Genomic DNA, 25,350 nt, shown 5'->3' on the forward strand with positions numbered 1-25,350 from the left:
TTTATCTGGATTTTACCCTATATGTGTGCGATATCGTTACCATCAGTTTGCAGTGAGACGAGCATTTGACCCGGCCAAAGGATTTCGAATCGAAGACCACCATCGCCGACGTGGCCCGCGCGGCGGGCGTGTCGCCGATGACCGTTTCACGCGTGCTGAACGGCCATGGCGGCGCCAGTGCCGAAACCAGCGAGCGCGTTGTCTCGGCTGCCAGCGCGCTGAACTACCGGCCCAATCCTTTCGCACGCGGGCTGCGGTCCGATCGATCGAGAACCATCGGATTTCTGGTTCCGGACATTACCAACCCGTTCTTCCCCGAGATCATCCGCGGTGCGGAAGACGCAGCCAATGCCGCCGGCTACAATCTGCTCTTGTCGAACGTCGTGGAAAGCAGCAAGCGCGAGGCCGAGTTGATCGATGCGTTCCTGGTGCATCGCGTCGATGGAATCATCGTGTGCAGCGCGCGCCTGCCAGACGCGGCGCTGCACAAGGCGCTCGGCCCACATCGCGCAGCGGTGCTCATCAACCGTGAGGCGCCGAAGGATGTCGCCGGGACCATAATGACCGACTATGAGCACGGGGCTTCGCAGGCGGTCAATCACCTCGTGGCACGTGGCCGGCGCAAGATTGCAATCATCGCCGGTCCTCGCAATTCCTATGGCGGTAAATGTCGTCTGATCGGCATCGGCAAGACCTTGGCCGAACACGGGCTGAAGGCGCCTGAGCCGGTCTACTGCGACCCAACGGTTGCCGGCGGGCGTATTGCAGCGGAAGAGCTGTTAGGCACCAAGCCAGGTTTCGACGCGCTGGTCTGCTACAACGATCTCAACGCCATCGGCGCCATGAAGGCCTGCCGGGCGGCGGGCATCACCGTGCCGCATCAAATGGCCCTGGTCGGCTTCGACGACATACCGATTGCCGAGCTGATGTCTCCGGCCTTGACGACCCTTCGCGTGCACAAGCGCGAGATGGGCGAAGCGGCGGTCGAACTGCTGCTCAGCCGTATCGTCACGAAGAACAGGCAGCACGGGGTCGTAATCGAACCGGAGCTCATGATCCGCGAGACGACCTGATCGACAGAGGAGGAGATTTCGATGAATATAGAGACCCTGCCAGCCCTGACGCTGCCGCATGAAAAGAAGGCTTGGTTTGTTCATGACCGCTTCGGCCTTTTCGTGCACTGGGGTCTCTACTCGCTGCCGGCGAGGCACGAATGGGTGAAAAGCCGCGAAGAGCTGAGCGACGCCGACTATCAGAACTATTTCGACCATTTCGATCCGGATCTTTACGATCCCCGCGACTGGGCCCGGCGCGCCCGCGCCGCAGGCATGAAATATGTCGTGCTGACCTCCAAGCACCATGAAGGCTTTTGTCTCTGGGATACCAAGACCACCGACTACAAGGTAACCAACACGCCCTACGGACGGGATCTGCTTCTTCCCTTCGTCAAGGCGTTTCGAGCCGAGGGACTGAAGATAGGCTTCTACTATTCGCTGATCGACTGGCACCATCCAGATTTCACGATCGACCCGCGGCATCCTCAGCGCAACCATCCCGATGCCGTGAAAATCAATGAAGGGCGCGACATTCGTCGCTATGCCGGCGTCATGCGCGAACAGGTCCGCGAACTGCTTACCGACTTCGGACCGGTCGATGTCATGTGGTTCGACTTCTCCTACCCGCAGTGGAAGCAGGGCGATCTCGTCGGCAAAGGACAGAAGGACTGGGAGAGCGAAACGCTGGTACGCCTGGTGCGCGAACTGGCGCCGGATACGATCATCAACAACCGGCTCGATCTTGCCGACCTCGTGCCCGATATCGTGACGCCGGAGCAATATGTGCCACGTGCCTGGCCTGAACGAGACGGCAAACGGATGACCTGGGAGGCGTGCCACACCTTCAGCGGCTCATGGGGTTATCACCGGGACGAGGATAGTTGGAAAAGCCCCGAGCAGCTGATCCAGCTCCTGATCGGCAGTGTGGCGATGGGCGGTAACTTGCTGATGAACGTCGGTCCGACGGCGCGCGGCACGCTTGATGATCGCGCCAAGGCTGCGCTCGGCGCCTATGAAGAATGGATCGCGCTGCATGGGCGCAGCATCTATGGATGCACGCAGTCTGAGTTCTTGGCGCCGCTCGACTGCAGGCTGACGCAAAATGGCAGCCGGCTCTACATCCACCTCTTCAACTGGCCGTTCCGTCACCTGCATTTCGACGCGCTGGCGGGCAAGATCGAGTATGCCCAGTTTCTACATGATGGCAGCGAGGTGACCTGGCTCAAGCCATCCGGAAATACCCTTTGGAAGAACAGCCAGTTTCCCGTCGGCGAAGATGCCATAAGCTTCGTATTGCCGGTACGCCGCCCGTCGGTCACCGTGCCGGTCATTGAAGTCTTCCTGAAGACCTGAGGCTGGCAACATCGGGCCAAATGATTGTGGCGCGTCGAACCAAGGCGTTATGAACTCGCTCGGCGAGGATTTGCTGAGAAGCCTCGTCCGGCCGCTTCAGTTCCATGTGTGCAGGCACGTCTTCCAGGAACCGTCGCGTTGTTTTCTGAAGATCGTGACGATCGTGCCCTCGTAGCGTTGCTCCTTTCCGTCTTCTCCCAGACCGGACGCCCACCACTTGCCGCTGGAATAGGCAATGTCACCCCCGTCATGGGCTTCCAGCAGTTCAATCCCGTGGTCTTTGACCCCGGCCGAGATCATTCCGGCCCAGAAGTCGGAGATTGCCGCCTGCCCTTTTACGATTGCATGAGTGTGCGGCAGAACGGTTGCGTCTTCGGTGTAGAGTGCCGCTATCGAAGCTGAATCTCCACTGTTGAAAGCTTGATTCCAGCGGTCGTGAGCGTCCTTGGCTATCGCGGCGATATCCTTTTGCGGCATGACCTTCTCCTTGCTGTGGGCTAAGCTGCTCCTGCCGTGTGTCCGCTTAGCAATTGCGCGTTCTTGAGATCTGGCAATGCCGTACCCTCTGTGAAACTTTCACAGATTTGGGCAAGCTGTTCACGCGCGGCGCCTTCGTTGTCAATCCGCGCAAGGCTCGTTGCTGCCCTCAGTTCCCAAAAGCGTGCGCCCTGTGCTCGGGCAGTGGCCAGCGCTTCGCCGAAGCGCTCGGCAGCCATCGTTTTGCGTTCGGGATCGATTTGCAGCATGGCCTCTCCCTGAAGTCGGAAAACCTCGGCCGCAAACCAGCGCTCGTTGGTACGCTCGATGACCTGCTGTGCTTCCACAAGCAGGGCGAGGGCCGCATTCGGATGTCCGGCTTTGATGTCGATCTGCGCTTGAACCGCCGTGAAATAGGGCAACATGTACTTCGCGCCGGTGCGACGCCATTCTTCAATGCCCCTCAACAAATCGGATCTGCCGCGATCTGTTTCGCCCTCCTCGGCAATTGCCCAGGCCTGCAGGATCATTGCTCCTGCCTGCCAGAAGCGAAATCCGGCCTCTTCTGATATTTCCGAGAGTTCACAGGCCCGACTTTTCACGGCCTGCCGATTGCCGAGTATCTGATGGACAACGCCACCGAAAAACAAGGGCAGAGCGAGACTGTTGCGGTGTCCCAGGCTCCTCGCTTCCCGAACCGCTTCATCATTGGCCGCGATCGCCTGATCGGGCAAACCAAGCGGCAAGAGAGTGCGGGCCAGATAATCGAGACAGACGACACGGGGGTCAAAGGCATACACGAATGCTTCAGACCGATGCTCCTGCGGGTCATAAAGTGACAGCGCTTCCTTCAAATGGGCGCGAGCACGCAAAAATTCGCCGGCTGGAAGCGCGCTGACACCAGCTGCCCGATGGGCGAAGAAAGAAAGGCCGCGATCATTGCTGTGACCTGCCAGCTCCAGCAGCTTGTCGGCGGCGCGACGTGCCTCGTCAAGCTCGGCCGCATAGAGATGGTAGAGGCACAGGCCGTAAAGGACCGGGAACAGCTGGCGCATCTCATCAAGCTCTTCGCACAGCTCCTGTGCCCGCAGGTAGGCCGCTCCTGTTTCCGGCGCGGCAAAGCCATGCGCTGCCACTTGCGTGCTGCCGAGCGCGACCTGAATTCCCAGTTCTCGCCGCAATCGCTCCCGGGAAGGCGGGAGAGCTGCCAATCCGTTCAGGGCGTTGCGGAACCGGACAAGCGCTTCCGATATCGAGGAGCGCAAAAGCGCCCGCCTTCCGGCCAGTTCGTTATACTCGACGGCCTTGTCCAAAAGAGAGGCCTGGTTGAAATGATGCGCAAGCAACTCAGGCTCAGCTTCCACCTTTTCAGGAAAGCTTTCCTCCATGATGTGGGCAATGCGCGCGTGCAACTGTTGGCGTCGGCTCAATAAAAGGCTGCCGTAAGCGGCATCTTGAACCAATGCGTGTTTGAAGGCGTAGCTGACGTCGCCGCCTCCACCACGGCGGAATACCAGGCCTGCAGCCACAAGCTGGTCAGTCGCCCTCTCCAGCTCGGGTTCTGCCAGTCCGGCGGCAGCAGCCAGCAATTCGTGGCTGAATTCCCGGCCGATTACTGCACCGATCTGGGCAACCTCCCTGACAGAGGCCAGCCGGTCGAGCCTTGCCATCAAGGAGTCGTGCAGCGTGGCGGGTACTGCCAGAGGAGGCAAGGGGCCGGACAGTTTGTAGTCCTCGCCTGTATCGCTCAGCATGCCTGATTCCAGGATGAGCTTGGTCATTTCCTCGATGAAAAGCGGCACGCCCTCGGTTTTTGAGAGGATTTGGTCGAGAACCGGTGATGGAAGGCTCTTTCCTCCTGTCATCGCCGCGATGATCGAGGCCGCCTGCGCACGGCTCAATCGGTTCAGTGTCAATAAAGTAGCGTGCCGAAGGCCGTTCCACCGAACCACACCTTCCGGGCGGGACGTGGCGACCAAAAGGATGGGAAGCTTTTGGATCCGATCGACGATCACATCGAAGAGCTCGGCCGATACCGGATCAAGATAATGCGCATCCTCAAGCAGCATGAGGATCGGCTTTGCTCGCGCCAGGGCCACCAGTTGGTCGACCAGGACCTCGAATGTGCGCGTTTTCACCTTCTGCGGCATCAGATCGGGTTTGGGATAACGGTCTCCCGTGGGGATCGACAGCAAGGTGGCAATGAGCGGCACTTCCTCCTGCGGATTGTTGGTCGCTGCAAGCACTCCTTCGAGAAAGGCCAGCTGTCGTTCCGGCGGATCCGTCCGTGAAATGCTGGCAGCCCGCAGCAACTGGTCTATGACTGGAAAAAGTGCACTTTGCGTATGATACGGTGAGCAGAAATAACGCAGGTATGTGACGTTCTCCTCCTTCAACCGTTCGCGAAGTTCCTGGAGAATGCGTGACTTTCCGATCCCAGCTTCGCCAAATAGCTCGACGACCTGACCTTCCCCCGACGCTGCGAGGTTCCATCGCTCGGTCAACAAGGCCAGGTCGAGATCTCGCCCCGCCAGCGGCGCAGTGCCACCCTCGTGGAGAGCGTCGAAACGGCTTTCCGCCCGGCCCTCCCCGATCACTTGGTAGGAATTGGTGGGGGTATCGAAACCGTGCAGTTTCTGCGGGCGAATACGCTTCACTTCGAAGAGCTTGCCTGTCAGTCGGAACGTGAGTTCAGAAATCAGCACTGTGTTCGGTTCGGCAAGAGCTTGCAGTCTGGCAGCAAGATTTGGCGTCTCGCCGACAACTGCATTCTCCTGAGCGGCGCCGAAGCCGACGAGGTCGCCGACGACCACCAGTCCGGTCGCAATCCCGACGCGCACCGAGAGTTGCTGGCCGCCCTTGGTCGACAAGCCCTTGATGGTCTCTACAACTGCAAGACCTGCCTTGACGGCTCGCTCGGCCTCGTCCTCATGGGTCTGCGGCCAGCCGAAATAACAAAGCACGCCATCGCCCATCAGCTTCGCCACGTAGCCGTCAAAGCGGACGACGTCGCCCGCCACGGCATTTTGGAACTGACGCAACAGCGCGCCCATCTCCTCAGGGTCGAGCTGGGTGGAAAGGCCGGTAGAACCCACCAGGTCGACGAACATCACTGTCAGCTGGCGTCTTTCCGCCTCCCGGGGACGCGCCGGCGATGGTTGGTGGCGACGAGGAGCGGCAGTGAGGTCCGCCTGCTTGCGCAGATGCCGGCCCTCTTGGCCGTCATCAAGCCCAGCAATTGCCTCGAGTATTTTCTTTCTGTGCGCAAGGGCGGCCACGCCGATCTCTTTGAGGTCGTCGGAGGTCAGCTTTGGCAGCATCTCCGCGTCGATCGCATTGATCTCGAAGGCCGAGGCATACTGCCCGCATCCCAGGCTCTCCAGCCAGGAAGATATATTCATCGGGGTCTCCTCCCAGGCCGACCCTCAAGAAAATACTATAGCGCAGCCATCGGCAAAAAGCACTCGCCACAGAGTGTATGGCGACAGTATCGGAGGCGGGTTCAACCTCTGGATCGCTGAAGCTGCTGGATGATGCCCCCTTAGCAGCCTGCTCGGCGGCACGGATGCAGCAAGCCCCTGGGTACGCCCTCCTTGCGGCAAGCCTCCGCGTGCGCAATGAAAAGCCCGGCGCGGGAGGAGGTGCGCCGGGCTTCGATAGTGACTGGCAGCTTGGGAGGAGGAGCGCTGCCCGTCGGTCCGAAGCGGCTCGGGAGGAGGGTGAACCGCTTCGGATCACCAAAAGGTAATGCTGCAATGCAGCAAGTTCAAGCCCGCATGTCGATGTTTCTACCTTCGGCATCAAATAGCAATCCCAGCCCTCCGACGTCGCTCGAAAGGGCGCCCGCCCTCGCCCTGGCGGCCCCCGAACAGGTTCGTTTTCGTCAGGCCGACGGCCCCATAAGCGGAGTTCGGCATCAGATCGAAAAAGGGGCTTGCAGGCGTGGCGCGTTTCTCGATGTCCCTCCCGCAAGAGAAGGCTCAACGACTGCTTTTCTTTCTTATTTCCCGCTCTAGTTGCCAAAAGCCGGGCCAATGCAGTCATCGTCGGACATTAGAAGGAGGGAGCATGAGCGGGAAATCATTGGATAAGCTAGTCGAGCAGCCGGAACTGAAGCGGGTCATGGGATCCGGTCTGCTCCTGCTTTTCATCGTCGGCGATATTCTCGGGACGGGTATTTATGCGTTGACAGGACAAGTCGCCAAAGAGGTCGGCGGCGTGGTCTGGCTGCCGTTCCTGATTGCTTTCGTCGTCGCGCTGCTCACCGCCTTGAGCTATCTTGAACTGGTGACGAAATATCCGCGCGCCGCCGGTGCTGCACTCTATACGCACAAGGCATTCGGTATCCACTTCCTCACCTTCCTCGTTGCATTCGCCGTGATGTCTTCGGGGATAACGTCCGCGTCGACCGCCTCCCGCGCCTTTGCCGCCAACTTCTCGACAGCCTTCGGCTTCGATTTCGGCGGTTACGGCGTGACCCTCATCGCAGTTGTCTTCATCTCGATCGTCGCGGCGATCAACTTTCGCGGCGTCGGCGAGAGCGTCAGGCTCAACGTCGTGCTGACCGCGGTCGAACTCACCGGTCTTCTGATCATCATCGGTATCGGCTTTTGGGCGATCGCCGGCGGACAGGGCGACGTCTCCCGGGTTTGGACTTTCCAGCCGAGCGGCGATCGCGGCGTCATCTGGTCCGTCATCGCGGCAACGACGCTTGCCTTCTTCGCCATGGTCGGTTTCGAGGATTCGGTCAACATGGCCGAGGAATGCAAGGAACCGAACCGGATATTTCCGAAAGTGCTCCTCGGCGGTCTGGTGATCACCGGCACCATCTATATCCTTGTTGCGATTTCGGCCATCACACTGGTTTCTGCCGCCGCCCTCGGCGAAGGCGAAACGCCGCTCTTGAAAGTCGTGCAGGCCGGTGCGCCGAATTTCCCCGTCGGCATCTTCGGGATCATCACGATGTTTGCGGTTGCGAACTCCGCTCTGATCAACATGATGATGGCAAGTCGCTTGATCTACGGGATGAGCCGCGAGCACGTTCTGCCTGACGTGCTTGGAAAGGTCCACGCGACCAGAAAGACGCCTTTTGTGGCAATCATCTTCACCTCGCTTCTTGCCGTCGCGCTGATCGTCTTTTCAGGCGGCGTTCCGGCGCTTGGCGGCACCACGGCCCTCCTGCTTTTATGCGTCTTTGCAGTGGTCAATATCGCCGCACTCGTGCTTCGACGCGACAGCGTCGGACATTCGCATTTCAAAGCACCGACGTTTGCGCCTGTGCTGGGTTCGATCACCTGTGCGTTTCTCGCCGGACCCTGGACCGGGCGCGATCCCATCCAGTACCTAATCGCCGCCGTCCTTCTCGGCCTTGGCGTCGGATTGTGGTTCGTCACAGTCGGCATCATGCGCATCAACAGTAGGACGGCCTGAGGAGAGGTCACCGCTCCCTTGGCCATGTCTTGGCAAGGGATTTCGATTGATATACTAGTATGCACGCAATTCATGTTCAGGCAGTCCATGCGACAGGCATCCAGTTCCGAAGCGATCGATTTTCCGGCTCTCTTGGAAAGACCGGCGAGGCTCCGCCGCGTAACGACGGCGGATGCGATCTTCGACAGGCTTCATGCCGACATCGTTTCGCTGCGCATGCCGCCGGGGATTGCGCTTCAGGAAAAGCGCATCGCCGAGGAATTCGGCGTCAGCCGCACGCCGGTGCGTGAAGCGCTGCTTCGTCTTGCCGAAGGTGGCCTCGTGGAGATCTATCCACAGTCCGGCACCGTCGTTTCGCGTATCCCCGTATCGGCAATCCCGGAAGCGGTTGTCGTTCGCAAAGCACTGGAAGGCACGACCGTCGAGAGTGCTGCCAGAATGGCCAAGCCGCACCACATTGTCCGGCTCGATGCCATCATCTCCCGGCAGAAAGCGCTTGCCGCCCTCGGCGACGTGTCGAGCTTCCATGAAGAGGACGAAGCCTTTCACGAGGCGATAACCCAGATCGCCGGCTATCCCGGTATCTGGACCATCCTGAAAACGGTCAAGGTGCAGATCGACCGAGCCCGGCGGCTGACGCTTCCGGCCCTCGGCCGCATGGACAATGTGGTTCCCGAACACTGCGCTATCCGCGATGCGATCGCGGCCCACGATCCGGAAGCCGCCCGCAACGCCATGCTGCACCATCTGAGCGCCGTCATTCCCGATGTCGCGGAGCTTCGAACACGTTATCCCGATTATTTCTGCTGAAGCAGCCGGCAGAACCCTTAAAACAACGAGACAGCAAGGAGGAAACAGATGCGGCAAGGTTGGAGATGGTTTGGGCCCGAGGCTCCCGTCAGCCTGGACGACGTGCGCCAGACGGGCGCGACGAACATCGTTTCCTCGCTGCATCAGGTTCCGATCGGCCGCCCCTGGACGGAAAGCGAAGTCAGCGAACGCAAGGCCATGATCGAAGATACGCCGCCCGGGCGCTCGTCCCTCACCTGGTCTGTCGTCGAAAGCATTCCGATCCCCGATGCAGTCAAACGCAAGGGCGGCCAGGCCAAGGCCGAAATAGAGGCCTGGATTGCAAGCCTCGAGGCCGTCGCCGCCTGCGGGATACCGATCATCTGCTACAACTTCATGCCCGTGGTCGACTGGACACGCACGGAGCTTGACTACGAGATACCAACGGGCGCGACCGCCATGCGCTTCGACCACGAACGCTTTGCCGCCTTCGACCTCTTCGTGCTGCAGCGTCAGGGCGCTGAAAAGGAATATTCAGCGGACGACCGGAATCGCGCTCGCGAAGTCTACGAGGCTATGCCGGAAGCCGAGATCGCCGAGATCACCCGCATCATAACCTCGGCGCTGCCCGGCTCGACGACCGAGCCTCTGACCATTCCCGGTTTCCGCGAAAAGCTGGCCGCCTATGCCGGCATCGATGCGGCCAGGCTGCGCCAGCACCTCGTCGAATTCCTTCAGGCCGTCACACCGGCCGCCGAAGCGCGCGGCGTCAAGCTGACGCTCCATCCGGACGATCCGCCGCGTCCGCTCTTCGGCCTGCCGCGCATTGCCTCGACGGCCGACGACTATGCTGCCCTTTTTAAGGCCATACCATCACAGGCAAACGGCATGTGCTACTGCACCGGCAGCCTCGGCGTGCGTGCCGACAACAACCTGCCCGAGATCGCCCGCCGCTTTGCCTCGCGCATCTACTTCGCGCATCTGCGTGCCACCAAGCGTGAAGGCGACGGCCGCTCCTTCCATGAAAGCGCACATCTGGAAGGTGATGTCGATATGGTCGCGGTTCTCAAGGAACTCGTGGCCGAGGACCGCAAGCGCAGCCCGAACGACGAAATCGTGTTCCGCTCCGACCATGGTCACCGTATGCTGGATGATCTGAACAAGACCGTCACGCCAGGCTATCCTGCAATCGGCCGCATGCGCGGGCTGGCGGAACTGCGCGGCATCCTGCACGCGCTCGGTGCCAGACCATCCTGATCGTGAGAGACCCCTCCGGGCCCGCATTCCGATTTCCGGAGGAGTTCGCTAGCACGCTCGGGCTTACCCGCCGACAGGTTGCCGAGATCGAAACCGGCGCAGGGAACCCACCCTAGAGACGCTGGACAAGATTGGCAGGCTATTGGGCTTCGCAGTTGGATTTGTACCGAAAACGCCGCGCGACGATGAGCCAGGATCACTCCTGGCGCAAAGTCTCTCCGGCGCCGCCTGCTGGCGCGCCCGACTGTCTGGCCATCTGGCGGCCGCTCATGTGGGTTCTGCCCGGACAGGAGAGCCAATCGGAATTCCTGCCGAAAGGCTGGAGAAGGGGGCGTTGTACCCAGAAGCCTTGACCATCTAGCGCGATTTTCCATCATCCGCCTGCATGACTTCAGGCGCAAACCGTCCCCTTTCGTCAGCTTCCATCAGCTCGTTACTGACGTTGCGGATGTGGCGCGCCATCGCCTTGTAGGCAGCGTCCGGATTGCGCAGACGCAGAGCCGTAAGTATTGCATGGTGATCGCCGATCCAGAGCGGGCGCACGCTTGGCGCATGAATATGCTCATGCAGTTTTTTCCACATCAGCGACTCGTCGCGCTGAACCCAAAGCGCCTCGACGATCGAGACGATGATGGCATTTCCTGTCATGCGTGCAATCGTCACATGAAAATCGCGGTCGCCCTTTTCGTTGTTTAAGGTGACATCGGTCTCATGCTCCATTTGAGCGATACAGTCCTCGAGCACGGCAATATCGTAGTTCGTCGCGCGTTCGGCTGCCATCGCAGCAGCACTTGCCTCGACTGCAAGCCGGGCTTCCAGAAGCTCGAACGGGCCGGGGCCGGCATCCGCGCTGATCTTGTCAAAATTGACCTGATTGCCGCGGACCGGCAGAACGACGATGCCGGCCCTGCCCTTGACTTCGACCAGGCCGCGCATCTCCAGCGCAATAACTGCCTCGCGTACGACCGGGCGGCTGACTTGGAGTTCTTCGGCGAGCTCGCGTTCGGAAGGCATGCGCCAGGCAGGGTTCTTGGCGTTTGCCTCGATCATGCGCGCAATGCGGCGTGCGACGATCTGATAAAGCCGCTGCTCGCCTTGAAGCCGAAGCGTTGGTACGGCTGCCCCCATGATATCTCCTTGCGGCGCCACCCTTAAGACGGGTGACGCATTGTCTGTTTGGCGCTCAGGCGCTGGCGGCCAGTTGCCGCTCTTCGTCCGGAAGCCACGAGTGATAAAGCGGATGCTCGGCGGTGATCGGCAGCGGCGTCGGCTTGCCGGTGCGCTGCGAATGATAGGCAGCCGTCACCAGTTCCAGCGAATTGCGCGCGTCCTGCAGCGTTACCGGCGGCTCCTTGTCTTCAATGATCGCCTGGTGGAACAGCTCGAACTGTCGGGTGTAGCCGTCTTCCTTCACTTCGTAGCCGGCAAGCGCTTCGTCGACGCGCTTCTGGTGCTCCTCGGTGCCTGCGATGAAGCTCCACGGATCACGGCCCATCGTATAAGGTTCGAGAATGCTTTCGGCGACGAGATCATGGAAGCAGAAGCGCAGCCGCGAGATCTCCTTGCGTGAGCCGAGCGTCATGGAAAGTGCCGCCAGCGAGCCGTTCTGCATCTTGACGGAAAGCGCCATCGTATCTTCGACTTCGATCTTGTTGACCAGTGTCGCGCCATAGGCAAAGACTTCGGCGCAGGCGCCATGCACATAGTTCAGCATGTCGTGCGCGTGGATCGCGTGGCCAAGCAGGCCGCCGCCGAGTTCGCTCTTCCACTTTCCGCGCCAGGGAACTTCGTAGTAGGCAGGGCCACGCCACCAATGTGTCTCGATCGTCGTCAGGAAGGGACGCCCGGTCAGACCAAGTTCGATCAGCAGCTTCAGCTTCTGAAGGCCGGAGCCGTAGCGATACTGGAAGATCGGCATCAGTTTCTTGCCGCCCGAACGCGCGACAATGCGGCTCATCTCGTCGACGTCGGCAATCGAGCCGAAGAGTGGCTTTTCGCAGATCACATGTTTTCCCGATTCGATACCCTTCCTGCAGAGTTCGAAATGCGAATCCGGCGGCGTCGAAATATCGATGATGTCGAGATCGTTGCGGACAAAGAGATCGTCGACATTCTGGGTATATTCGCCAATGCCATGCTTTTGGCAAAGTTCGCGGCCGCGTTCTTCGTCCAGCGAGCAAAGCACCGGCACATCGAAAAGGTCCTTGTTCCAGTCGTAGCCGATCAGATGGCGCGAAGCGATGCCCGCGCCGATTACGCCAACGCGCAATTTCTTCGTCATGATATCTCCTCCTATCGTCCGCCGAGCCGGGCAGCCTTGGCCTGCGCCTCAAGCGAAAGGCGGCAGACCTCGTAGACGTGCGCCTGCGTCATCGCCGTTTCCGTGCGATCGCGCACGTCGGCAGTGAATGCTTCAAAATAGTCGAGCTTCTCGCTGCTGCAGTCGATGTAGGTATTTTCCTCGCCGTTGACGAGGAACAGATGATCCTTGCCGGGGCGGCCGGAAATATCGATGTATTTGCGAAGCTCGATATAGCCTTTGGTGCCTAAAATGGTCAGGCGTCCGTCACCCCAGGTCGGCAGCGCCTCGGGCGTAAACCAGTCGACGCGGACATAGCCAGACGCCTTGTCGGAGCGCAGCAATACCTCGCCGAAATCCTGGAATGCCGGCCTTTGCGGCATGCCGAAGTTGCCGATTGCGCTTGCGACGACTTCGCCGCTCGTCGAGCCGGTATAGAAGAGAAACTGGTCGATCTGATGCGAGGCGATGTCTACGATGATGCCACCAAAGGCTTCGGGATCGAAAAACCAGTCGGGCCGCGTCGGAAGCTGCAGCCGGTGCGGTCCCATGCCGAGCGTCTGGATAACCTGGCCGATCGCGCCTTGCTTGACGAGTTTGGCTGCTTTGACCGCAGAGCGAACGCAATGGCGCTCCGAAAAGCAGATCGAGAAGATCTTGCCTGTCTCGGCGACGGTCTTCTTGACCTCCTCCAACTGCGCAAACGTCGTGAGGCCAGGCTTGTCCGTCATCACGTCCTTGCCGGCCCTCATGGCGCGGATCGCAAGACCGGCGCGATCGCGCGGAATGGCGGAGATGCAGATGACGTCGATCGACGAATCGGCGAAAATCGTCTCGCGGTCGATCTGCGGCGCATCCGGATATGTCTTCTTGAAATTTTCAAGGATCGCCGGAACAGAGGTCTTCGGGCAATAGCCAACGAACTCTCCACCCGCAGCTTGCAATCCCTTCACATGATCAAACGTATGCGAATGGTCGATTCCGACAACGGCAAATCTCAGCATTTGAATATCGTCCTCCTGCAAAAGCCGTGGGAGCTGCGGCTTCTCGTCTCCTCATAATTGGTCAAACCAGACACTCAAAGCTCCAACCTGTCAAGAATGTTTTTGCAATCGAAACCGCGGTAAAGAGGCCACATTAGCACTCGTTTTGACGAAAATTCTTTCGCCTTGCCGGTTGACAATCTGGTAAGTCCAGACATGTTTATGGCAGATCGCCCCGGGCGGGAGGCGCCTCGCGATCGCTGGAGGATCTGGATATGAAACGCACCCGCATCGGCTTGTGGGCGGCCTCGACGCTGCTTGCAGCCACGGCGCTGACGGGTATTGCCCAGGCGCAGGAGCTCACCGTTTTTTGCGACGATATCGGCTTCGGCTGCCTGACCATGGATCCGGTGGTCAAACGATACGAATCCGAAAATCCAGGCGTCAAGGTCAAGCTCGAAACCGTTCCCTATCAGTCGCTCGTCGAAAGCCTGCCGGTGCAGCTCGAATCCGGCGAAGGCCCCGATGCGGCGATCATCACCGACCTCGGCGGCCTCAGCCGTTACTATCTCGACCTGACGCCTTATGTGAACGCGGCGAATTTCGAGAAGGAATACAGCCAGACCCTGCAATGGCTGCGTGGCTCCAATCCGACGAGCAAGGCGATCAACGGCATGCCGACGACGCTCACTGTCAACGGCGCCTATGTCAATCTCACCTTGTTCGAGCAGGCGGGCGTTGCGGTCCCCAAGGAAGGCGCAACCTGGGCCGAATGGGCCGAAGCGACACGCAAGGTGGCCAAGGCCACCAACACCGAATACGCCATGGAGATGGACCGCTCTGGCCACCGCTTTGCAAGCCTTGCCATCAGCTACGGCGCCGAATTGGTCGATGACCAGGGCAAACCGGTCATCGACAAGGGGCTGAAGGACGCGGTCGAACAGTTCGTGGCCTGGCACAAGGACGGGACAATGCCGATGGACCTTTGGGGAGCGGTCGGCGGCGCAACGCATCGCGAACTCTTCTCAGATTTCCTGAATGCCAAGACCGTGCTTTACTTCGGCGGCTCCTGGACACTCAGCCAGATGGACAAGGAAGTCGCAGACCTCTTCGACTGGCAGGTGGCACCTGCGCCTTGCGGGCCCTCGTCGTGCACCGTCATGCCGGGCGGCGGAGCGCTCGTCGGTTTCAAGCATACCAAGCAGCCCGAAGCGGTCGGCAAGCTGATCGACTATATCGCCCGCTCGAAGAACAACGCCGAAATCGTCTCGGCGGCCGTCGAGATTCCGGCGGCAAAATCGCTGATCGAAAATGGCGTGACCTATCCGGGCGCCTCTCAGCGTACGCAGCAATCGCTTTCGACCTTCATCGCCCAGATCCCGAAAATGGCGCCGGCCGCCTATCGTTTCCAGGGCTGGCGCTATCAGCGTGCCATGATGAACGCGCTGACGACGCGCATCAGCCAGGTCCTGAATGACGAATTGGAGGTCGACGCAGCACTTGACCGTGTCAAACAGGATGTCGAGCTCGCCATCAAGGCGGCCGGCCAATAGACAGGCTGATCCGGAAGGAGAGCGGTATGGCCACAAGGGCTCGACTTGCGACAGTTGCCGGCGGCGTCATCCTCCTGCCGGCAAGGCTCGCCGAGCCTTTGATGACGGGCCTGCAAAAGGTCCTGGGCATCGGGCGCATGCCGTGGGTCTTTCTTCTGCCGAACCTTCTCGCCGTTTTGTTTTTCTCGCTGCTTCCGGTCGCAATCAACGTCTTCTATTCTGTCACCGGCAGCGACCGTCTTTATCCGAGCGAGCGACCCTTCATCGGTTCTGTCAATTACGAAACGCTGTTCGACTGCACCAACTACCTCGATGCATCCACCTGCTCGAGTGATCTCTTCTGGCGGGCGCTCGGCAACAGTCTCGTCTTCGTGCCGATCCAGGTGATCTGCATGATCGGCGTGGCGCTGCTTGCCGCTGTCTGCCTCAACCGCGAGATCCGCGGCCGCGGCTCCTTTCGCGCCGTCTTCTTCTTTCCCGTCATGCTTTCGCCTGTCGTCGTGGCGTTGACGTGGCAGTGGATCCTGCAGCGCAACGGCGCGCTGAACGGCATTCTGACATGGCTTGGACTTTCGCCCGTCAACTGGCTGGTATTTCCAAATACCGCCTTCTTCTGGTCGGTCTTCGTCACCGTCTGGGCGCATATGGGCTTTTACACGATCATTCTGCTCGCCGGTCTGCAGTCAATCCCGCGCGATGTCTACGAAGCTGCCAAGATGGACTCCGCCACCAACTGGCGGGTCTTCACGCGCATCACGCTGCCGCTTCTAAAGCCCGTCCTGCTCGTCGTCTTCGTCCTCTGCGTCATTCGCTCGGTCCAGACCTTCGATGAGCTCTACGTGCTGACAGGCGGCGGGCCCGGATCTGCGACGATGCTGATCGTCCAATATATCTACGAGGTCGGTTTCGCCGTGCAGCCTCGCAATTTCGGTCTTGCGGCCGCAGCCTCGCTGCTGCTCGGCGTCGTGCTCTTGATCTTCACCGGCCTGCAGCTGCGACTGTCGAGGAATTCGCAACATGGCTGACGTTGCCCTGTCCAAATCCGGAGCTGTCATGCGCGGTCTGCTCTTTGCCCGGCGCGGGCGCAACCGGCTCGACGTGACAGATTGGCTCACCTATGGCTTCCTCGTCCTTGGGCTGCTCATCATGTTCACGCCGGTTGCCTGGGTGGTCCTGTCGTCTTTCAAGACGCAAGCGAATCTGCAGGAATTTCCCCCGAGCATTCTGCCCTATTCCAGTGAGACAGCCGTGGTTGAAGGTTTCGACCAGCCGCTGCCGCTCTTCGACGTAAACTTGAAGGACGGCACGAAGGCGCGACTTGCGCAGATCCGCCGCGTTGGCAGAAATGCACAGATGATCAGTCCGGACAATCCTGGCGCCGGCCGGCTCACCGTTGCCGTGACGGATGCCGTCCCCGTCCGCAAGGTGCGGCTTGCGATCGAGAACTACACCAACCTCATTGCTAGTTCCGGCCAGGCGATGGGCCGCTATCTCTACAACAGTCTTTTCATCACCATTGTTGCGACCATCATCACGCTGGTGATGAATTCCATGGCTGCCTTTGCGCTTTCTAAATACCGTTTCGCAGGCAGCAGCGTCGCCTTGATTTCGATCCTGTCGACGCTGATGATCCCGGCAACCGTGGTTCTCGTGCCGACCTACCTCATCGTTTCCGAGCTCGGCCTTGTCGGAAACCTCTGGGGTGTCATCCTGCCGACCGTCGCGACGCCGACCGGCGTCTTCCTGCTCCGCCAATACATGCTGACCATCCCTGACGAACTGATCGAAGCAGCGCGCATGGATCATGCCAGCGAGTGGCGCATCTTCTGGCGGATCGTCCTGCCGCTTTCCAGCCCGGCGCTTGCCGTCGTGGCGATCTTCTCGATCCTGTCGCGCTGGAACGACTTCCTGCTGCCCTTGATCGTCCTCAATCGCCGCGAGGTCTATACGCTGCAGCTGGCGCTCAACTCTTTCCAGAGCGAGTTCGAGGTCCGATACGATCTGATGCTCGCCATGACGACCCTGACGGCGCTGCCGCTTGCCTGCGCCTTCATCTTTCTGCAGCGCTACATCACCACCGGCATCGCATCCACGGGCATCAAGTGAGTTTCGTTCATGGCCAATCTCGTACTTGAAAATGTCAACAAATCCTTCGGCACGCTGCAGGTGATCCCCGATATCAATCTCGATATCAGGGATGGCGAATTCGTCGTCTTCGTCGGCCCGTCCGGCTGCGGAAAGTCGACGCTGCTTAGAATGATTGCCGGGCTCGAAGAGGCAACGGGCGGCGACATCCGCATTAACGGCGAAAGCGTCATCGACACGCCGGCGGCCGATCGCGGCGTCGCCATGGTCTTCCAGTCCTACGCTCTTTATCCCCACATGACCGTTCGCCAGAACCTGAGCTTCGGACTTGAGAATATCCGGATGCCGAAGGACGAAATCGACCGCCGCGTTGAAGCAGCCGGCAAGCTTTTGCAGATCGACACGCTGCTCGACCGGCGCCCCCGCCAGCTGTCCGGCGGTCAGCGCCAGCGCGTCGCAATTGGTCGCGCCATCACCCGCGACCCGAAGATATTCCTGTTCGACGAGCCGCTTTCCAACCTCGATGCAGAACTGCGGGTGCTGATGCGCGTCGAGATTACCAAGCTGCACGAGCGGCTCGGCAATACGATGATTTACGTGACGCATGACCAGATCGAGGCGATGACGATGGCAGATAAGATCGTCGTCCTTCGCAAGGGCGTCATCGAGCAGGTCGGTGCGCCGCTTGATCTTTATAATCGCCCGCACAACACTTTCGTGGCCGGCTTCATCGGCTCGCCGCGCATGAACCTCGTCGAAGGGACAATCGGCACTTCGACCAACGGGACGCTCGCCTTCGAGGGCGCCGGGTTGCCGCCATTGGAATTGCCCCTTGAAGCCGGGCTTGCAGGCATACGGAAAGCAACACTCGGTGTGCGGCCCGAAGATCTCCTGGTCGGCGAAAGCGGCTGGCCAGCCGAGGTCGCCGTTGCCGAACAGCACGGCGCCAACAGCTACCTGCATTGCATCCTTTTAAACGGCGAGCCGATCCTGGTGCACCAGCAGGGCCAGAGCCGGGTTGCGCGCGGCGATGTCCTCAACATCGCACCCCGTGCGGGCCATTGGCACCTGTTCGATGAAACAGGCCTGCGGATCAAGATCGACTGAGCCTGCCGCGACAGTCCTTCGACTGAAGGCTCAATGTCCGTCCGGCGGAACGACGTCCGGCGTGATCGTGTCCCTGAGGTTTTTCCGATGGAAGATGAAAAGCCCTGCAAAGACGATGATCGCCGCGCCGATCAGGATCTGCATATCGGGTACGTCATCGAAAAAGACCATGCCAAGCACGATCGCCCATATGAGAAGCGTGTATTGCAGCGGTGCCAGCAGCGATGCCGGGGCAAGTTTCAGCGATCGGGTAATCAGCAGATGGGCGCAGGAGGCGACGACGCCCAGAAGCAGCATGCCACAGTAGTCGAGAAGCGTCGCCTGACGCCAGTGGCCGATACTGAGAATGATCCCGGCAATGAGAGCAGCAATCGTCTGCCAGGTGACGAGCGTGGTGTCGCTTGTCGCGCGCAAGGAGCGGTTCATCACCAGCGTGAGCGCGAAGGCGAGACTGCCCGTCAGACCGAAAAGAGATGGCAGGGACAGCATCGCAGACGATGGACGGAGCGCTACGACGACACCGGCAAAGCCGATGAAAACCGCAAGCCAGCGGCGCCAGCCGATCTTCTCGCCGAGGAAGAAGTGCGATAGCGCGGCGACATAGATTGGCCCCGCCATATAGAAGGTCATGACATCGGCAAGCGGCAGATAGGCGACGGCCGCATAAAACAGGCTGACATCGCAGGTCGTCATGACGACGCGCATCAGCTGCTGCCCCTTTTGCTCGACATTGAAGAGCTGCCGCGTCCCTTGCCGGACGATCATCGGACCGAGCACGATGAAAGCGCCGACCGAGCGGATCACCAGCACCTGGCCGACGGCGAAACTCGCAACCAGCCATTTGCCCATCGCATCGTTGAGCGCAAAGAGGAAATCGCCGAGCAGCATCAACAAGACGCCCGTCAAGATCACGTTCGAACCGACGGCAACGGTACTGCGCTTCATCCTGACCTTCCTTGATACGACACTGCGAGGCAGCCGAGTGCGGCTTCCGATTTAACAGCCTCGATGTCAAGGTCAGGCTGAAGCTTAAAGCGCCTCAGCGGCGCGATTCGATCACCATGCGAACTAGCAAGTCCTCCAGGGACTGTTGCCGCACCATGCGCTAGGCCCGATCCAGGCCGGCCGTTCGCCGAGACAAAACGTGATGGACCCGGCAGAAAGCGCAATGAGTGCGCTGACGCTGATCGCGATCTAAGTAAAGCCGACGCGATCGATGGCACAAAGAGCTGCCGACCTGCGGGTTCACGAATTACGGCAGCAGTGAGAAATGGACGGATCACAATCTAAAGCCGCAGCAACTTCCGCCCACGGCACAGCCGTTGTCAGTTCGAACTTTTCATGGACCGGATCAGGCGCAAGCTGCGCCGGGCCGCGGTTGCGGCGGCACCGACAAGCACAATCCAAAGTCCGAGCCAAAGGACATGGTTTTGCAGATCCCAGTAAGGTTCGCCGATCGAAATGACAGCGGCCGCGGTGATGATCGCCATGCGGTGCTGCTTGGCCATCGGGCCTGAAAAATCACTGCCGTGACCCGTGGCCCGGCCAAGTTCGCGCACATAGGCCGTCAGCACTGCGAATGCTGCTGCCGCCCAGCCAAGGCCGGGATGGCCGATACCGAGACCGATGCCTGCAAAAATCAGCATGTCGGCGGCGCGGTCTGGAAATTCGTTCCAGAAAGGACCGTCGGCCTCTGCCTTGCCCCCTTCCACCGCCACCATGCCGTCAAACAGATTGCACAGAAGTCTCACCTGGCAAAAAAGTGCCGCAAGAGCGAGAAGAACCATGCGCGAATAGCCGGCGTCGCGTCCGGCGGCAAAGAACAAGAGACCGGCAATGAAGGCAGCGGCGATGCTTGCCTGGGATATCTGGTTCGGCGTGACGGACCTCGTCGCGACCTTCTGGGCGATCGCCCTTGCCCACCAGCTGTTCCGGCTATTCAAGGGGCGACGATCTTGAGTGTCAGTCATCACTTACCTTTCCCGGTCAAAAGCGAATAATTGTAAATCGCCGCATAGCTGGTGGAGACGGCAAGTGGCACCGCAACGGTCCTTAATATTTCCGGTGTTGCGGCGAGTGCGTGAATGGCGATGAGGATGCTTGCAGAACCGAGACAGGCGATGAGAGGCGGCGCAATCAGTGCGGCAGAACCCTTGAAGCGCGTGGAAAATATTTCGACCGCCGATTTCAAGTACAGGGTGAGGCAGGCAGACAGCGTGCCCTGAACGAGGCCGGCAAGCAGCATGCGCGGTAAAGGATGAACGCGATTGGCAAACAGCGCCCAGCTTCCCATGGCGAGAAAGGCGAAACTCACGTGCACGGTGCTGCTGCGTCCAATCCGCCCGACCCATCCACTCATGTCAGTGACCACCAGTAGCGGACAAGGTGAAAGAAGATTGGTGCCGAAAACACCACCGAATCGAGGCGGTCGATCAGTCCGCCATGACCCTCGATGAGATTGCCCCAATCCTTGACACCCCGGTCGCGCTTGATAGCCGACATCACCAGACCGCCGAAGAAGCCCATCAGCGTGATGACCAGCGAAAGCAGTCCCGCCTGCAACGGCGTGAACGGTGTGATCCACCAGAGCGACGCGCCGATCAAAGTCGCACTGGCAACACCGCCCGCAAAGCCCTCGACCGTCTTCGACGGCGAGAGTTTCGGGGCAATCTTCGTTCGCCCGAAAAGCTTGCCCCAGACATACTGCAAGACGTCGCTGAGCTGCACGACGATGACCAAGAATGCGATGAGCAGAACATTGCGGCCCTCGTAGCCGGGAATGTTCAACGTCAGCAGCGCCGGCACGTGCGAAGCGCAGAAGACGCAGATCATCAAGGCCCATTGCACTTCGGCGATGCGGATGAGGAACCGTTCGGTATCGCCCCGAAGCACGGAAATGATCGGCATCAGCAAAAACGCGTAAACCGGAACGAAAATCGAATAGATTCCGTATTCTTCAGCCCACAACAAATAATACTGAATGGGAAGGACCACGAAAAAGGCCGAGGCGAGCGCCCAGTGATCAGCCCGCTTCGTGTTTGTCAGCGTGATGAATTCTCGAAGTGCCGCAAAGGAGCAGAAGGCGAAAAGAATGATGACGCCGGCACGACCGGCCAGAAACGCAATGCCGATGAAGATCACCATGATCCACCAGGCCTTGATGCGGGCATTCAGGTTCTCGACGGCGCTGTTCGAGCCATCCGGCGAAAGGCGCCGATGCAGGACATAGCCAACCAGTGAGGCGAGGATCAGCACGGCGAAAACGCCGAGCACCAGCGTAATGAGATCGGACCGCGCGTCGTTCATTCGCTGTTGCCTGCATGTTTTGGAGAAAGGGAAATCAAGGCGGCCCTTGCCCTTGACAGAAAACCATCCTTGGTCTCGCCGGGATCAAGACGGATCGGGCTGCCGAAGGTTACTGTGCAGATCAGTGGAATTGGCACGATCTCGCCCTTCGGCATGACGCGATTGAGGTTGTTGATCCAGACCGGCACGAGATCGATCCCCGGGCGCAATACGGCAAGATGGAAGAGGCCGCCCTTGAAAGGCAGAAGCGGCTCGTCGGTCTGGTTGCGCGTGCCTTCGGGAAACAGGATCAGCGACGAGCCGGCGTCGATTGCCGCCGCCATCTGCTCGATCGGATCCTGCGTGCGCCTCTCACGGTCGCGCTCGATCAGCACGGCATTGAAGACTTCGCGGCCAATGAAAGTGGTAAGCGGCGATTTCAGCCAGTAGTCTGCTCCGGCCACAGGCCGTGCTCGCCGGCGAAGACGCGGCGGCAGGACCGCCCAGATCAGGATGAAATCGCCATGGCTCGAATGGTTGGCAAAATAGATGCAGCGCCGGGGCGGTAAACCGTCATTCGCCCAGATCGCCCGCACCGCCGTGATTGCGCGGGCAAACAGCACGATTGCGATCGCCACAGGCTTTGCGATCAGGCTGTGCATCTGCTTCATTAGCCCAATTCCCGCATCACGATTGCAGGAACGTAGCCGCGTTTTTGACAAAGCGGAAGACGGTTGCAAAGCCGGATAAAGATTTCCACATGGAGCGGAGGGATCAAGTCGTCCGCTCCTCGCCTTCGACAAGCTCCCGCGAGACGAGGATCTTGTCGACGCGGCGGCCGTCAAGATCGACGACTTCGAAGCGCCAGCCGTCTTTCACGAAGCTTTCGCCGAGGTCGGGCAGGTGTTTCAGCTCTTCCAGCACAAGGCCGGCGACGGTCTGGAACCCGATGTCATCTGGCAACTTAAAGTTCATGAACTCGGCGAATTCGTCGATCGGCGTCCAGCCGGAAACAAGATAGGAACCATCGGCGCGGCGAATAATTGCCTGCTCGTCGGCAGGTCCCTCCTGCAATGCGCCCATGATCGCCTCCATGATGTCGCCGGAAGAGACGATTCCCTCGAAGTGGCCGTATTCGTCGTAGACAAGCACCATGTGGACCGGCGATCTGCGGATGGCCTGGATGACATGCGTTGCCGTCGAAAGATCCGAGATCACCGGAACTTCATGGGCAAGCGACTGGATGTCGGCATGGCCATGTGCGTCGAGCGAATCGTAAAAGTCCTTCACGAAGAGCACGCCAAGCATCTCGTCAGAACTGTTTCGCCGCACGGGCAGGCGCGAGCGGTGCGTTCGATGCAGTTGCTTGCGAATGTCTTCGATACTGTCTTCGATGTCGACGACCTCGACGTCGCGGCGCGGAGTCATCAAGGCTCTCGCCGTGCGGTCGGCAAGCCGCATGACACCGGATATCATCGCCGATTCCTCGCTCTCGATCACCCCGGCGCTCTGCGCCTCGGCAAGCACCGTCTTGATCTCTTCGTCGCTCACCCCGTCGCTGCCTTTTCCGGACTGACCAAGAAGCGTAAGCACAAGCTTGCCGGACGCGTCGAGAAGCCAGACGAGCGGCAAGGCAAGCTTGGAAAGCAGGACCATGGCCGGGGCAACCTTGCTTGCGACCACTTCAGGTTCGCGAAGCGCAATCTGCTTCGGCACCAGTTCGCCTATAATCAGCGAAAGATAGGTAATGGCAACGACCACCGTGCCGACGCCAAGCGCATCGGAAACGGCAGAGGAAACGCCTTGTGCGCTGAGCCAGGCCGAAAGACGACCGCCCAGCGTGGCGCCCGAAAAGGCACCCGATAGAACGCCGACAAGGGTAATTCCGATCTGAACGGATGACAGGAAGCGGCCGGGATGTTCGGCAAGTTTGATGGCTTGGGCAGCCCCCCGGCTCCCATGATCGGCAAGGACCCTCAGACGGGCCGGACGTGATGAAACGACAGCAAGTTCAGACATTGCGAGCACACCGTTGAAGATAGTGAGCAGCACAATGATTGTGATCTCCAGAAACAAATGAAGCCTATGACATTGACAGCGATGCCTCAAAATAGGGCCAAAGCGCCGACAATGAAAGCAAGGCTTTCATCCTGCTTCGGCTATTTTTGCTCGGCGCTCCTTTATGGCCGAGCTTGGGCCCCGTCAATGTGCCGAAGCCGGCGTGACCCGCCATATCGTGTTGCCGACGTCATCGGCAACAAGCAATGCACCCTTGATGTCGATTGCGACGCCGACAGGTCGGCCAAAGGCCCTGTCGTCGGCCCCGATAAAGCCCGTCAAGACATCGCGCGGCGGGCCGGATGGCTTGCCATCGGCGAAAGGCACGAAGATCACCTTGTAGCCGCTGCGCGGCCTGCGGTTCCAGGAGCCGTGCTGGCCGACGAAGGCGCCGCCGACATAATCTGGACCAAACAGGTTGCTCGTGTTGAAGGACAGGCCGAGCGAGGCGGTATGAGGACCAAGGGCATAATCGGGGACGATGGCGCTTGCTACCATTTCAGGGTTCTGCGGCTTTGCCCGACCATCGATATGCTGGCCGAAATAGCTGTAGGGCCAGCCATAAAAGCCGCCTTCCTTCACCGAGGTCATATAGTCGGGAACAAGATCGCTGCCGAGTTCGTCGCGTTCGTTGACTGCCACCCACAGTGCCCCCGTCCGCGGCTGCCATGCAAGTCCATTTGGATTGCGCAAGCCGCTTGCAAAGACGCGAACAGCCTTTGTGGCAAGATCGATTTCGAGGATAGAGGCACGGTTTTTTTCCGCATCCATGCCGTTTTCCCCGACATTGCTGTTGGAGCCCACGGTGGCATAGAGCTTGGTGCCGTCAGGGCTGGCGATCACGTCCTTCGTCCAATGCTGGTTGATCGGACCTGCTGGAAGATCGGCGATTTTCGCGCCCGGCGTGGTGATCACCGTTTCACCTTCCTTATAGGCAAAAGCCATGACCCCATCGGTATTGGCGACATAGAGCACGTCCTTCGAATATGCCATGCCGAAGGGCGAATTGAGATCCTTCAGGAGAACGGTGCGCATCTCGGCGGCACCGTTATTGTCGGCATCGCGCAGCAGCGTGATGCGGTTTGCACTTTTGACCTCGGCGCCGGCCCGGCTCATGAGCAGAGTTTCGAACCAGCCACGGATGCTGAACCCGGCGTCTTCACCCTTTGGCGGCTTGTTGCTTTCGGCAACAAGAACATCGCCGTTCGGCAGGACATGGATCCAGCGCGGGTGGTCCAGGCCCTTTGCAAAAGCGTTCACCTTCAGCCCCTGTGCGGCTTTTGGAGTGGCGCCTACTGGCCAGCTCGCCGCTTTAGCGACATTGACGGTCGGGATCAGCGTCGGGTTCGGCGCAGGCAGCGTCGGTGAGGGACCGTAGCCTTCCTCGATCGGGACTGTCGCGGATTCACGCTCAAAGACGAATATCCACCCGCCCGCAACAAGGACGAGAAGAAGGACGACAAGGATGAACTTCTTCATGAATGATCTCCAATAAAAGACCGTGCTAACGGCCTGGCTCGTTATGGGTTTCAACGCTCTCCAGAGTTCGAAACGATCGCAAGGTGCGCAAGGTTCGAGATTTCAATGGCGCTGCCGCATTTCTTGACCGGCGTCTTTGA

Annotated in this window: 21 protein-coding genes and 1 pseudogene; 10 read left to right on the plus strand and 12 right to left on the minus strand. The window is 59.8% G+C overall.

From position 1 onward, the window contains the following. Positions 1-65: 65 nt before the first annotated feature. Positions 66-1,073, plus strand: a complete 1,008-nt coding sequence (locus tag AM571_RS35305; protein ID WP_074065512.1) for a LacI family DNA-binding transcriptional regulator — start codon at positions 66-68, stop codon at positions 1,071-1,073. A gap of 21 nt (positions 1,074-1,094) precedes the next feature. Further along, positions 1,095-2,408 (plus strand): alpha-L-fucosidase, encoded by a 1,314-nt coding sequence (locus AM571_RS35310; RefSeq protein ID WP_074065513.1) that lies wholly within the window; start codon positions 1,095-1,097, stop codon positions 2,406-2,408. 96 nt (positions 2,409-2,504) lie between these two features. Here the strand turns inward: AM571_RS35310 and AM571_RS35315 are convergent, their stop codons facing one another. After that, complete coding sequence (locus AM571_RS35315) at positions 2,505-2,885, minus strand: YybH family protein (protein WP_074065514.1); 381 nt, start codon at positions 2,883-2,885, stop codon at positions 2,505-2,507. A 20-nt stretch (positions 2,886-2,905) separates the two neighbouring features. Continuing rightward, positions 2,906-6,286: an adenylate/guanylate cyclase domain-containing protein gene (locus AM571_RS35320; protein ID WP_074065515.1), complete on the minus strand. Its 3,381-nt coding sequence runs from the start codon at positions 6,284-6,286 to the stop codon at positions 2,906-2,908. Positions 6,287-6,953: 667 nt separating this feature from the next. Between AM571_RS35320 and AM571_RS35330 the strand changes: the two genes are divergently transcribed. The 4 genes and pseudogenes from AM571_RS35330 to AM571_RS37960 form a co-directional block, all read left to right on the plus strand. Continuing rightward, positions 6,954-8,315, plus strand: coding sequence for an APC family permease (locus tag AM571_RS35330; protein WP_074065517.1), 1,362 nt, complete (start codon positions 6,954-6,956; stop codon positions 8,313-8,315). Between the two features lie 87 nt (positions 8,316-8,402). After that, on the plus strand, positions 8,403-9,125 hold the full coding sequence (locus AM571_RS35335) for a GntR family transcriptional regulator (RefSeq protein ID WP_074065764.1): 723 nt from the start codon (positions 8,403-8,405) through the stop codon (positions 9,123-9,125). 48 nt (positions 9,126-9,173) lie between these two features. Next, positions 9,174-10,361 (plus strand): mannonate dehydratase, encoded by a 1,188-nt coding sequence (gene uxuA, locus AM571_RS35340; protein ID WP_074065518.1) that lies wholly within the window; start codon positions 9,174-9,176, stop codon positions 10,359-10,361. 38 nt (positions 10,362-10,399) lie between these two features. Further along, positions 10,400-10,533: pseudogene (locus AM571_RS37960) on the plus strand (helix-turn-helix transcriptional regulator); the annotation flags it as partial. A 185-nt stretch (positions 10,534-10,718) separates the two neighbouring features. Here AM571_RS37960 and AM571_RS35345 read toward each other — a convergent pair. Genes AM571_RS35345 through AM571_RS35355 form a run of 3 tightly spaced genes read right to left on the minus strand, consistent with a single transcriptional unit; the run spans position 10,719 to position 13,664 of the window. Further along, a complete protein-coding gene (locus tag AM571_RS35345) occupies positions 10,719-11,489 on the minus strand; it encodes a FadR/GntR family transcriptional regulator (protein ID WP_074065519.1) in 771 nt (256 codons plus the stop codon). Between the two features lie 55 nt (positions 11,490-11,544). Beyond that, positions 11,545-12,642, minus strand: coding sequence for a Gfo/Idh/MocA family protein (locus AM571_RS35350; protein WP_074065520.1), 1,098 nt, complete (start codon positions 12,640-12,642; stop codon positions 11,545-11,547). Positions 12,643-12,653: 11 nt separating this feature from the next. Further along, a complete protein-coding gene (locus tag AM571_RS35355) occupies positions 12,654-13,664 on the minus strand; it encodes a Gfo/Idh/MocA family protein (RefSeq protein WP_074065521.1) in 1,011 nt (336 codons plus the stop codon). 254 nt (positions 13,665-13,918) lie between these two features. Here AM571_RS35355 and AM571_RS35360 point away from each other — a divergent pair, with 254 nt between their 5' ends. The 4 genes from AM571_RS35360 (at position 13,919) to AM571_RS35375 (ending at position 18,388) form a co-directional block, all read left to right on the plus strand. Next, positions 13,919-15,196 (plus strand): ABC transporter substrate-binding protein, encoded by a 1,278-nt coding sequence (locus AM571_RS35360; RefSeq protein WP_074065522.1) that lies wholly within the window; start codon positions 13,919-13,921, stop codon positions 15,194-15,196. A gap of 101 nt (positions 15,197-15,297) precedes the next feature. Further along, on the plus strand, positions 15,298-16,221 hold the full coding sequence (locus AM571_RS35365) for a carbohydrate ABC transporter permease (RefSeq protein ID WP_074065765.1): 924 nt from the start codon (positions 15,298-15,300) through the stop codon (positions 16,219-16,221). Further along, positions 16,214-17,302: a carbohydrate ABC transporter permease gene (locus AM571_RS35370; protein ID WP_081377291.1), complete on the plus strand. Its 1,089-nt coding sequence runs from the start codon at positions 16,214-16,216 to the stop codon at positions 17,300-17,302. The genes AM571_RS35365 and AM571_RS35370 overlap by 8 nt, the downstream gene beginning before the upstream one ends. 9 nt (positions 17,303-17,311) lie before the next feature. Next, a complete protein-coding gene (locus tag AM571_RS35375) occupies positions 17,312-18,388 on the plus strand; it encodes an ABC transporter ATP-binding protein (protein ID WP_074065523.1) in 1,077 nt (358 codons plus the stop codon). 30 nt (positions 18,389-18,418) lie between these two features. On the opposite strand, the gene AM571_RS35380 is transcribed toward AM571_RS35375, so the two are convergent. From AM571_RS35380 to AM571_RS35410, 7 genes are all read right to left on the minus strand, one after another. Beyond that, positions 18,419-19,333, minus strand: coding sequence for a DMT family transporter (locus AM571_RS35380; protein WP_074065524.1), 915 nt, complete (start codon positions 19,331-19,333; stop codon positions 18,419-18,421). A gap of 380 nt (positions 19,334-19,713) precedes the next feature. Beyond that, positions 19,714-20,358 carry a CDP-alcohol phosphatidyltransferase family protein gene (locus AM571_RS35385; protein ID WP_074065525.1) on the minus strand — a complete coding sequence of 215 codons (645 nt, stop codon included), beginning with the start codon at positions 20,356-20,358 and terminating at the stop codon, positions 19,714-19,716. Continuing rightward, on the minus strand, positions 20,358-20,747 hold the full coding sequence (locus AM571_RS35390; RefSeq protein ID WP_074065526.1) for a hypothetical protein: 390 nt from the start codon (positions 20,745-20,747) through the stop codon (positions 20,358-20,360). Before AM571_RS35390 ends, AM571_RS35385 begins: the two co-directional genes overlap by 1 nt. Then, entirely contained in the window at positions 20,744-21,694 is a 951-nt protein-coding gene (locus tag AM571_RS35395; RefSeq protein ID WP_074065527.1) for a phosphatidate cytidylyltransferase, read from the minus strand. The genes AM571_RS35390 and AM571_RS35395 overlap by 4 nt, the downstream gene beginning before the upstream one ends. After that, positions 21,691-22,335: a lysophospholipid acyltransferase family protein gene (locus AM571_RS35400; RefSeq protein WP_074065767.1), complete on the minus strand. Its 645-nt coding sequence runs from the start codon at positions 22,333-22,335 to the stop codon at positions 21,691-21,693. Before AM571_RS35400 ends, AM571_RS35395 begins: the two co-directional genes overlap by 4 nt. Before the next feature lie 112 nt (positions 22,336-22,447). Continuing rightward, positions 22,448-23,749: a hemolysin family protein gene (locus AM571_RS35405; protein WP_074065528.1), complete on the minus strand. Its 1,302-nt coding sequence runs from the start codon at positions 23,747-23,749 to the stop codon at positions 22,448-22,450. A gap of 126 nt (positions 23,750-23,875) precedes the next feature. After that, positions 23,876-25,210, minus strand: a complete 1,335-nt coding sequence (locus AM571_RS35410) for a PQQ-dependent sugar dehydrogenase (RefSeq protein ID WP_074065529.1) — start codon at positions 25,208-25,210, stop codon at positions 23,876-23,878. Positions 25,211-25,350 lie beyond the last annotated feature (140 nt).

Source organism: Rhizobium etli 8C-3 (genome assembly GCF_001908375.1).
Lineage (GTDB): Bacteria > Pseudomonadota > Alphaproteobacteria > Rhizobiales > Rhizobiaceae > Rhizobium > Rhizobium etli_B.

Bases quoted from the DNA above. Each gene is read 5' to 3' on its own strand.
- AM571_RS35365 (WP_074065765.1), top strand. From the start codon at position 15,298: ATGACGGGCCTGCAAAAGGTCCTGGGCATCGGGCGCATGCCGTGGGTC.
- AM571_RS35395 (WP_074065527.1), bottom strand. From the start codon at position 21,694: ATGAACGACGCGCGGTCCGATCTCATTACGCTGGTGCTCGGCGTTTTC.
- AM571_RS35330 (WP_074065517.1), top strand. From the start codon at position 6,954: ATGAGCGGGAAATCATTGGATAAGCTAGTCGAGCAGCCGGAACTGAAG.
- AM571_RS35360 (WP_074065522.1), top strand. From the start codon at position 13,919: ATGAAACGCACCCGCATCGGCTTGTGGGCGGCCTCGACGCTGCTTGCA.
- AM571_RS35355 (WP_074065521.1), bottom strand. From the start codon at position 13,664: ATGCTGAGATTTGCCGTTGTCGGAATCGACCATTCGCATACGTTTGAT.
- AM571_RS35410 (WP_074065529.1), bottom strand. From the start codon at position 25,210: ATGAAGAAGTTCATCCTTGTCGTCCTTCTTCTCGTCCTTGTTGCGGGC.
- AM571_RS35315 (WP_074065514.1), bottom strand. From the start codon at position 2,885: ATGCCGCAAAAGGATATCGCCGCGATAGCCAAGGACGCTCACGACCGC.
- AM571_RS35320 (WP_074065515.1), bottom strand. From the start codon at position 6,286: ATGAATATATCTTCCTGGCTGGAGAGCCTGGGATGCGGGCAGTATGCC.
- AM571_RS35350 (WP_074065520.1), bottom strand. From the start codon at position 12,642: ATGACGAAGAAATTGCGCGTTGGCGTAATCGGCGCGGGCATCGCTTCG.
- AM571_RS35370 (WP_081377291.1), top strand. From the start codon at position 16,214: ATGGCTGACGTTGCCCTGTCCAAATCCGGAGCTGTCATGCGCGGTCTG.
- AM571_RS35400 (WP_074065767.1), bottom strand. From the start codon at position 22,335: ATGCACAGCCTGATCGCAAAGCCTGTGGCGATCGCAATCGTGCTGTTT.
- AM571_RS35390 (WP_074065526.1), bottom strand. From the start codon at position 20,747: ATGAGTGGATGGGTCGGGCGGATTGGACGCAGCAGCACCGTGCACGTG.
- uxuA (WP_074065518.1), top strand. From the start codon at position 9,174: ATGCGGCAAGGTTGGAGATGGTTTGGGCCCGAGGCTCCCGTCAGCCTG.
- AM571_RS35375 (WP_074065523.1), top strand. From the start codon at position 17,312: ATGGCCAATCTCGTACTTGAAAATGTCAACAAATCCTTCGGCACGCTG.
- AM571_RS35345 (WP_074065519.1), bottom strand. From the start codon at position 11,489: ATGGGGGCAGCCGTACCAACGCTTCGGCTTCAAGGCGAGCAGCGGCTT.
- AM571_RS35335 (WP_074065764.1), top strand. From the start codon at position 8,403: ATGCGACAGGCATCCAGTTCCGAAGCGATCGATTTTCCGGCTCTCTTG.
- AM571_RS35310 (WP_074065513.1), top strand. From the start codon at position 1,095: ATGAATATAGAGACCCTGCCAGCCCTGACGCTGCCGCATGAAAAGAAG.
- AM571_RS35385 (WP_074065525.1), bottom strand. From the start codon at position 20,358: ATGACTGACACTCAAGATCGTCGCCCCTTGAATAGCCGGAACAGCTGG.
- AM571_RS35380 (WP_074065524.1), bottom strand. From the start codon at position 19,333: ATGAAGCGCAGTACCGTTGCCGTCGGTTCGAACGTGATCTTGACGGGC.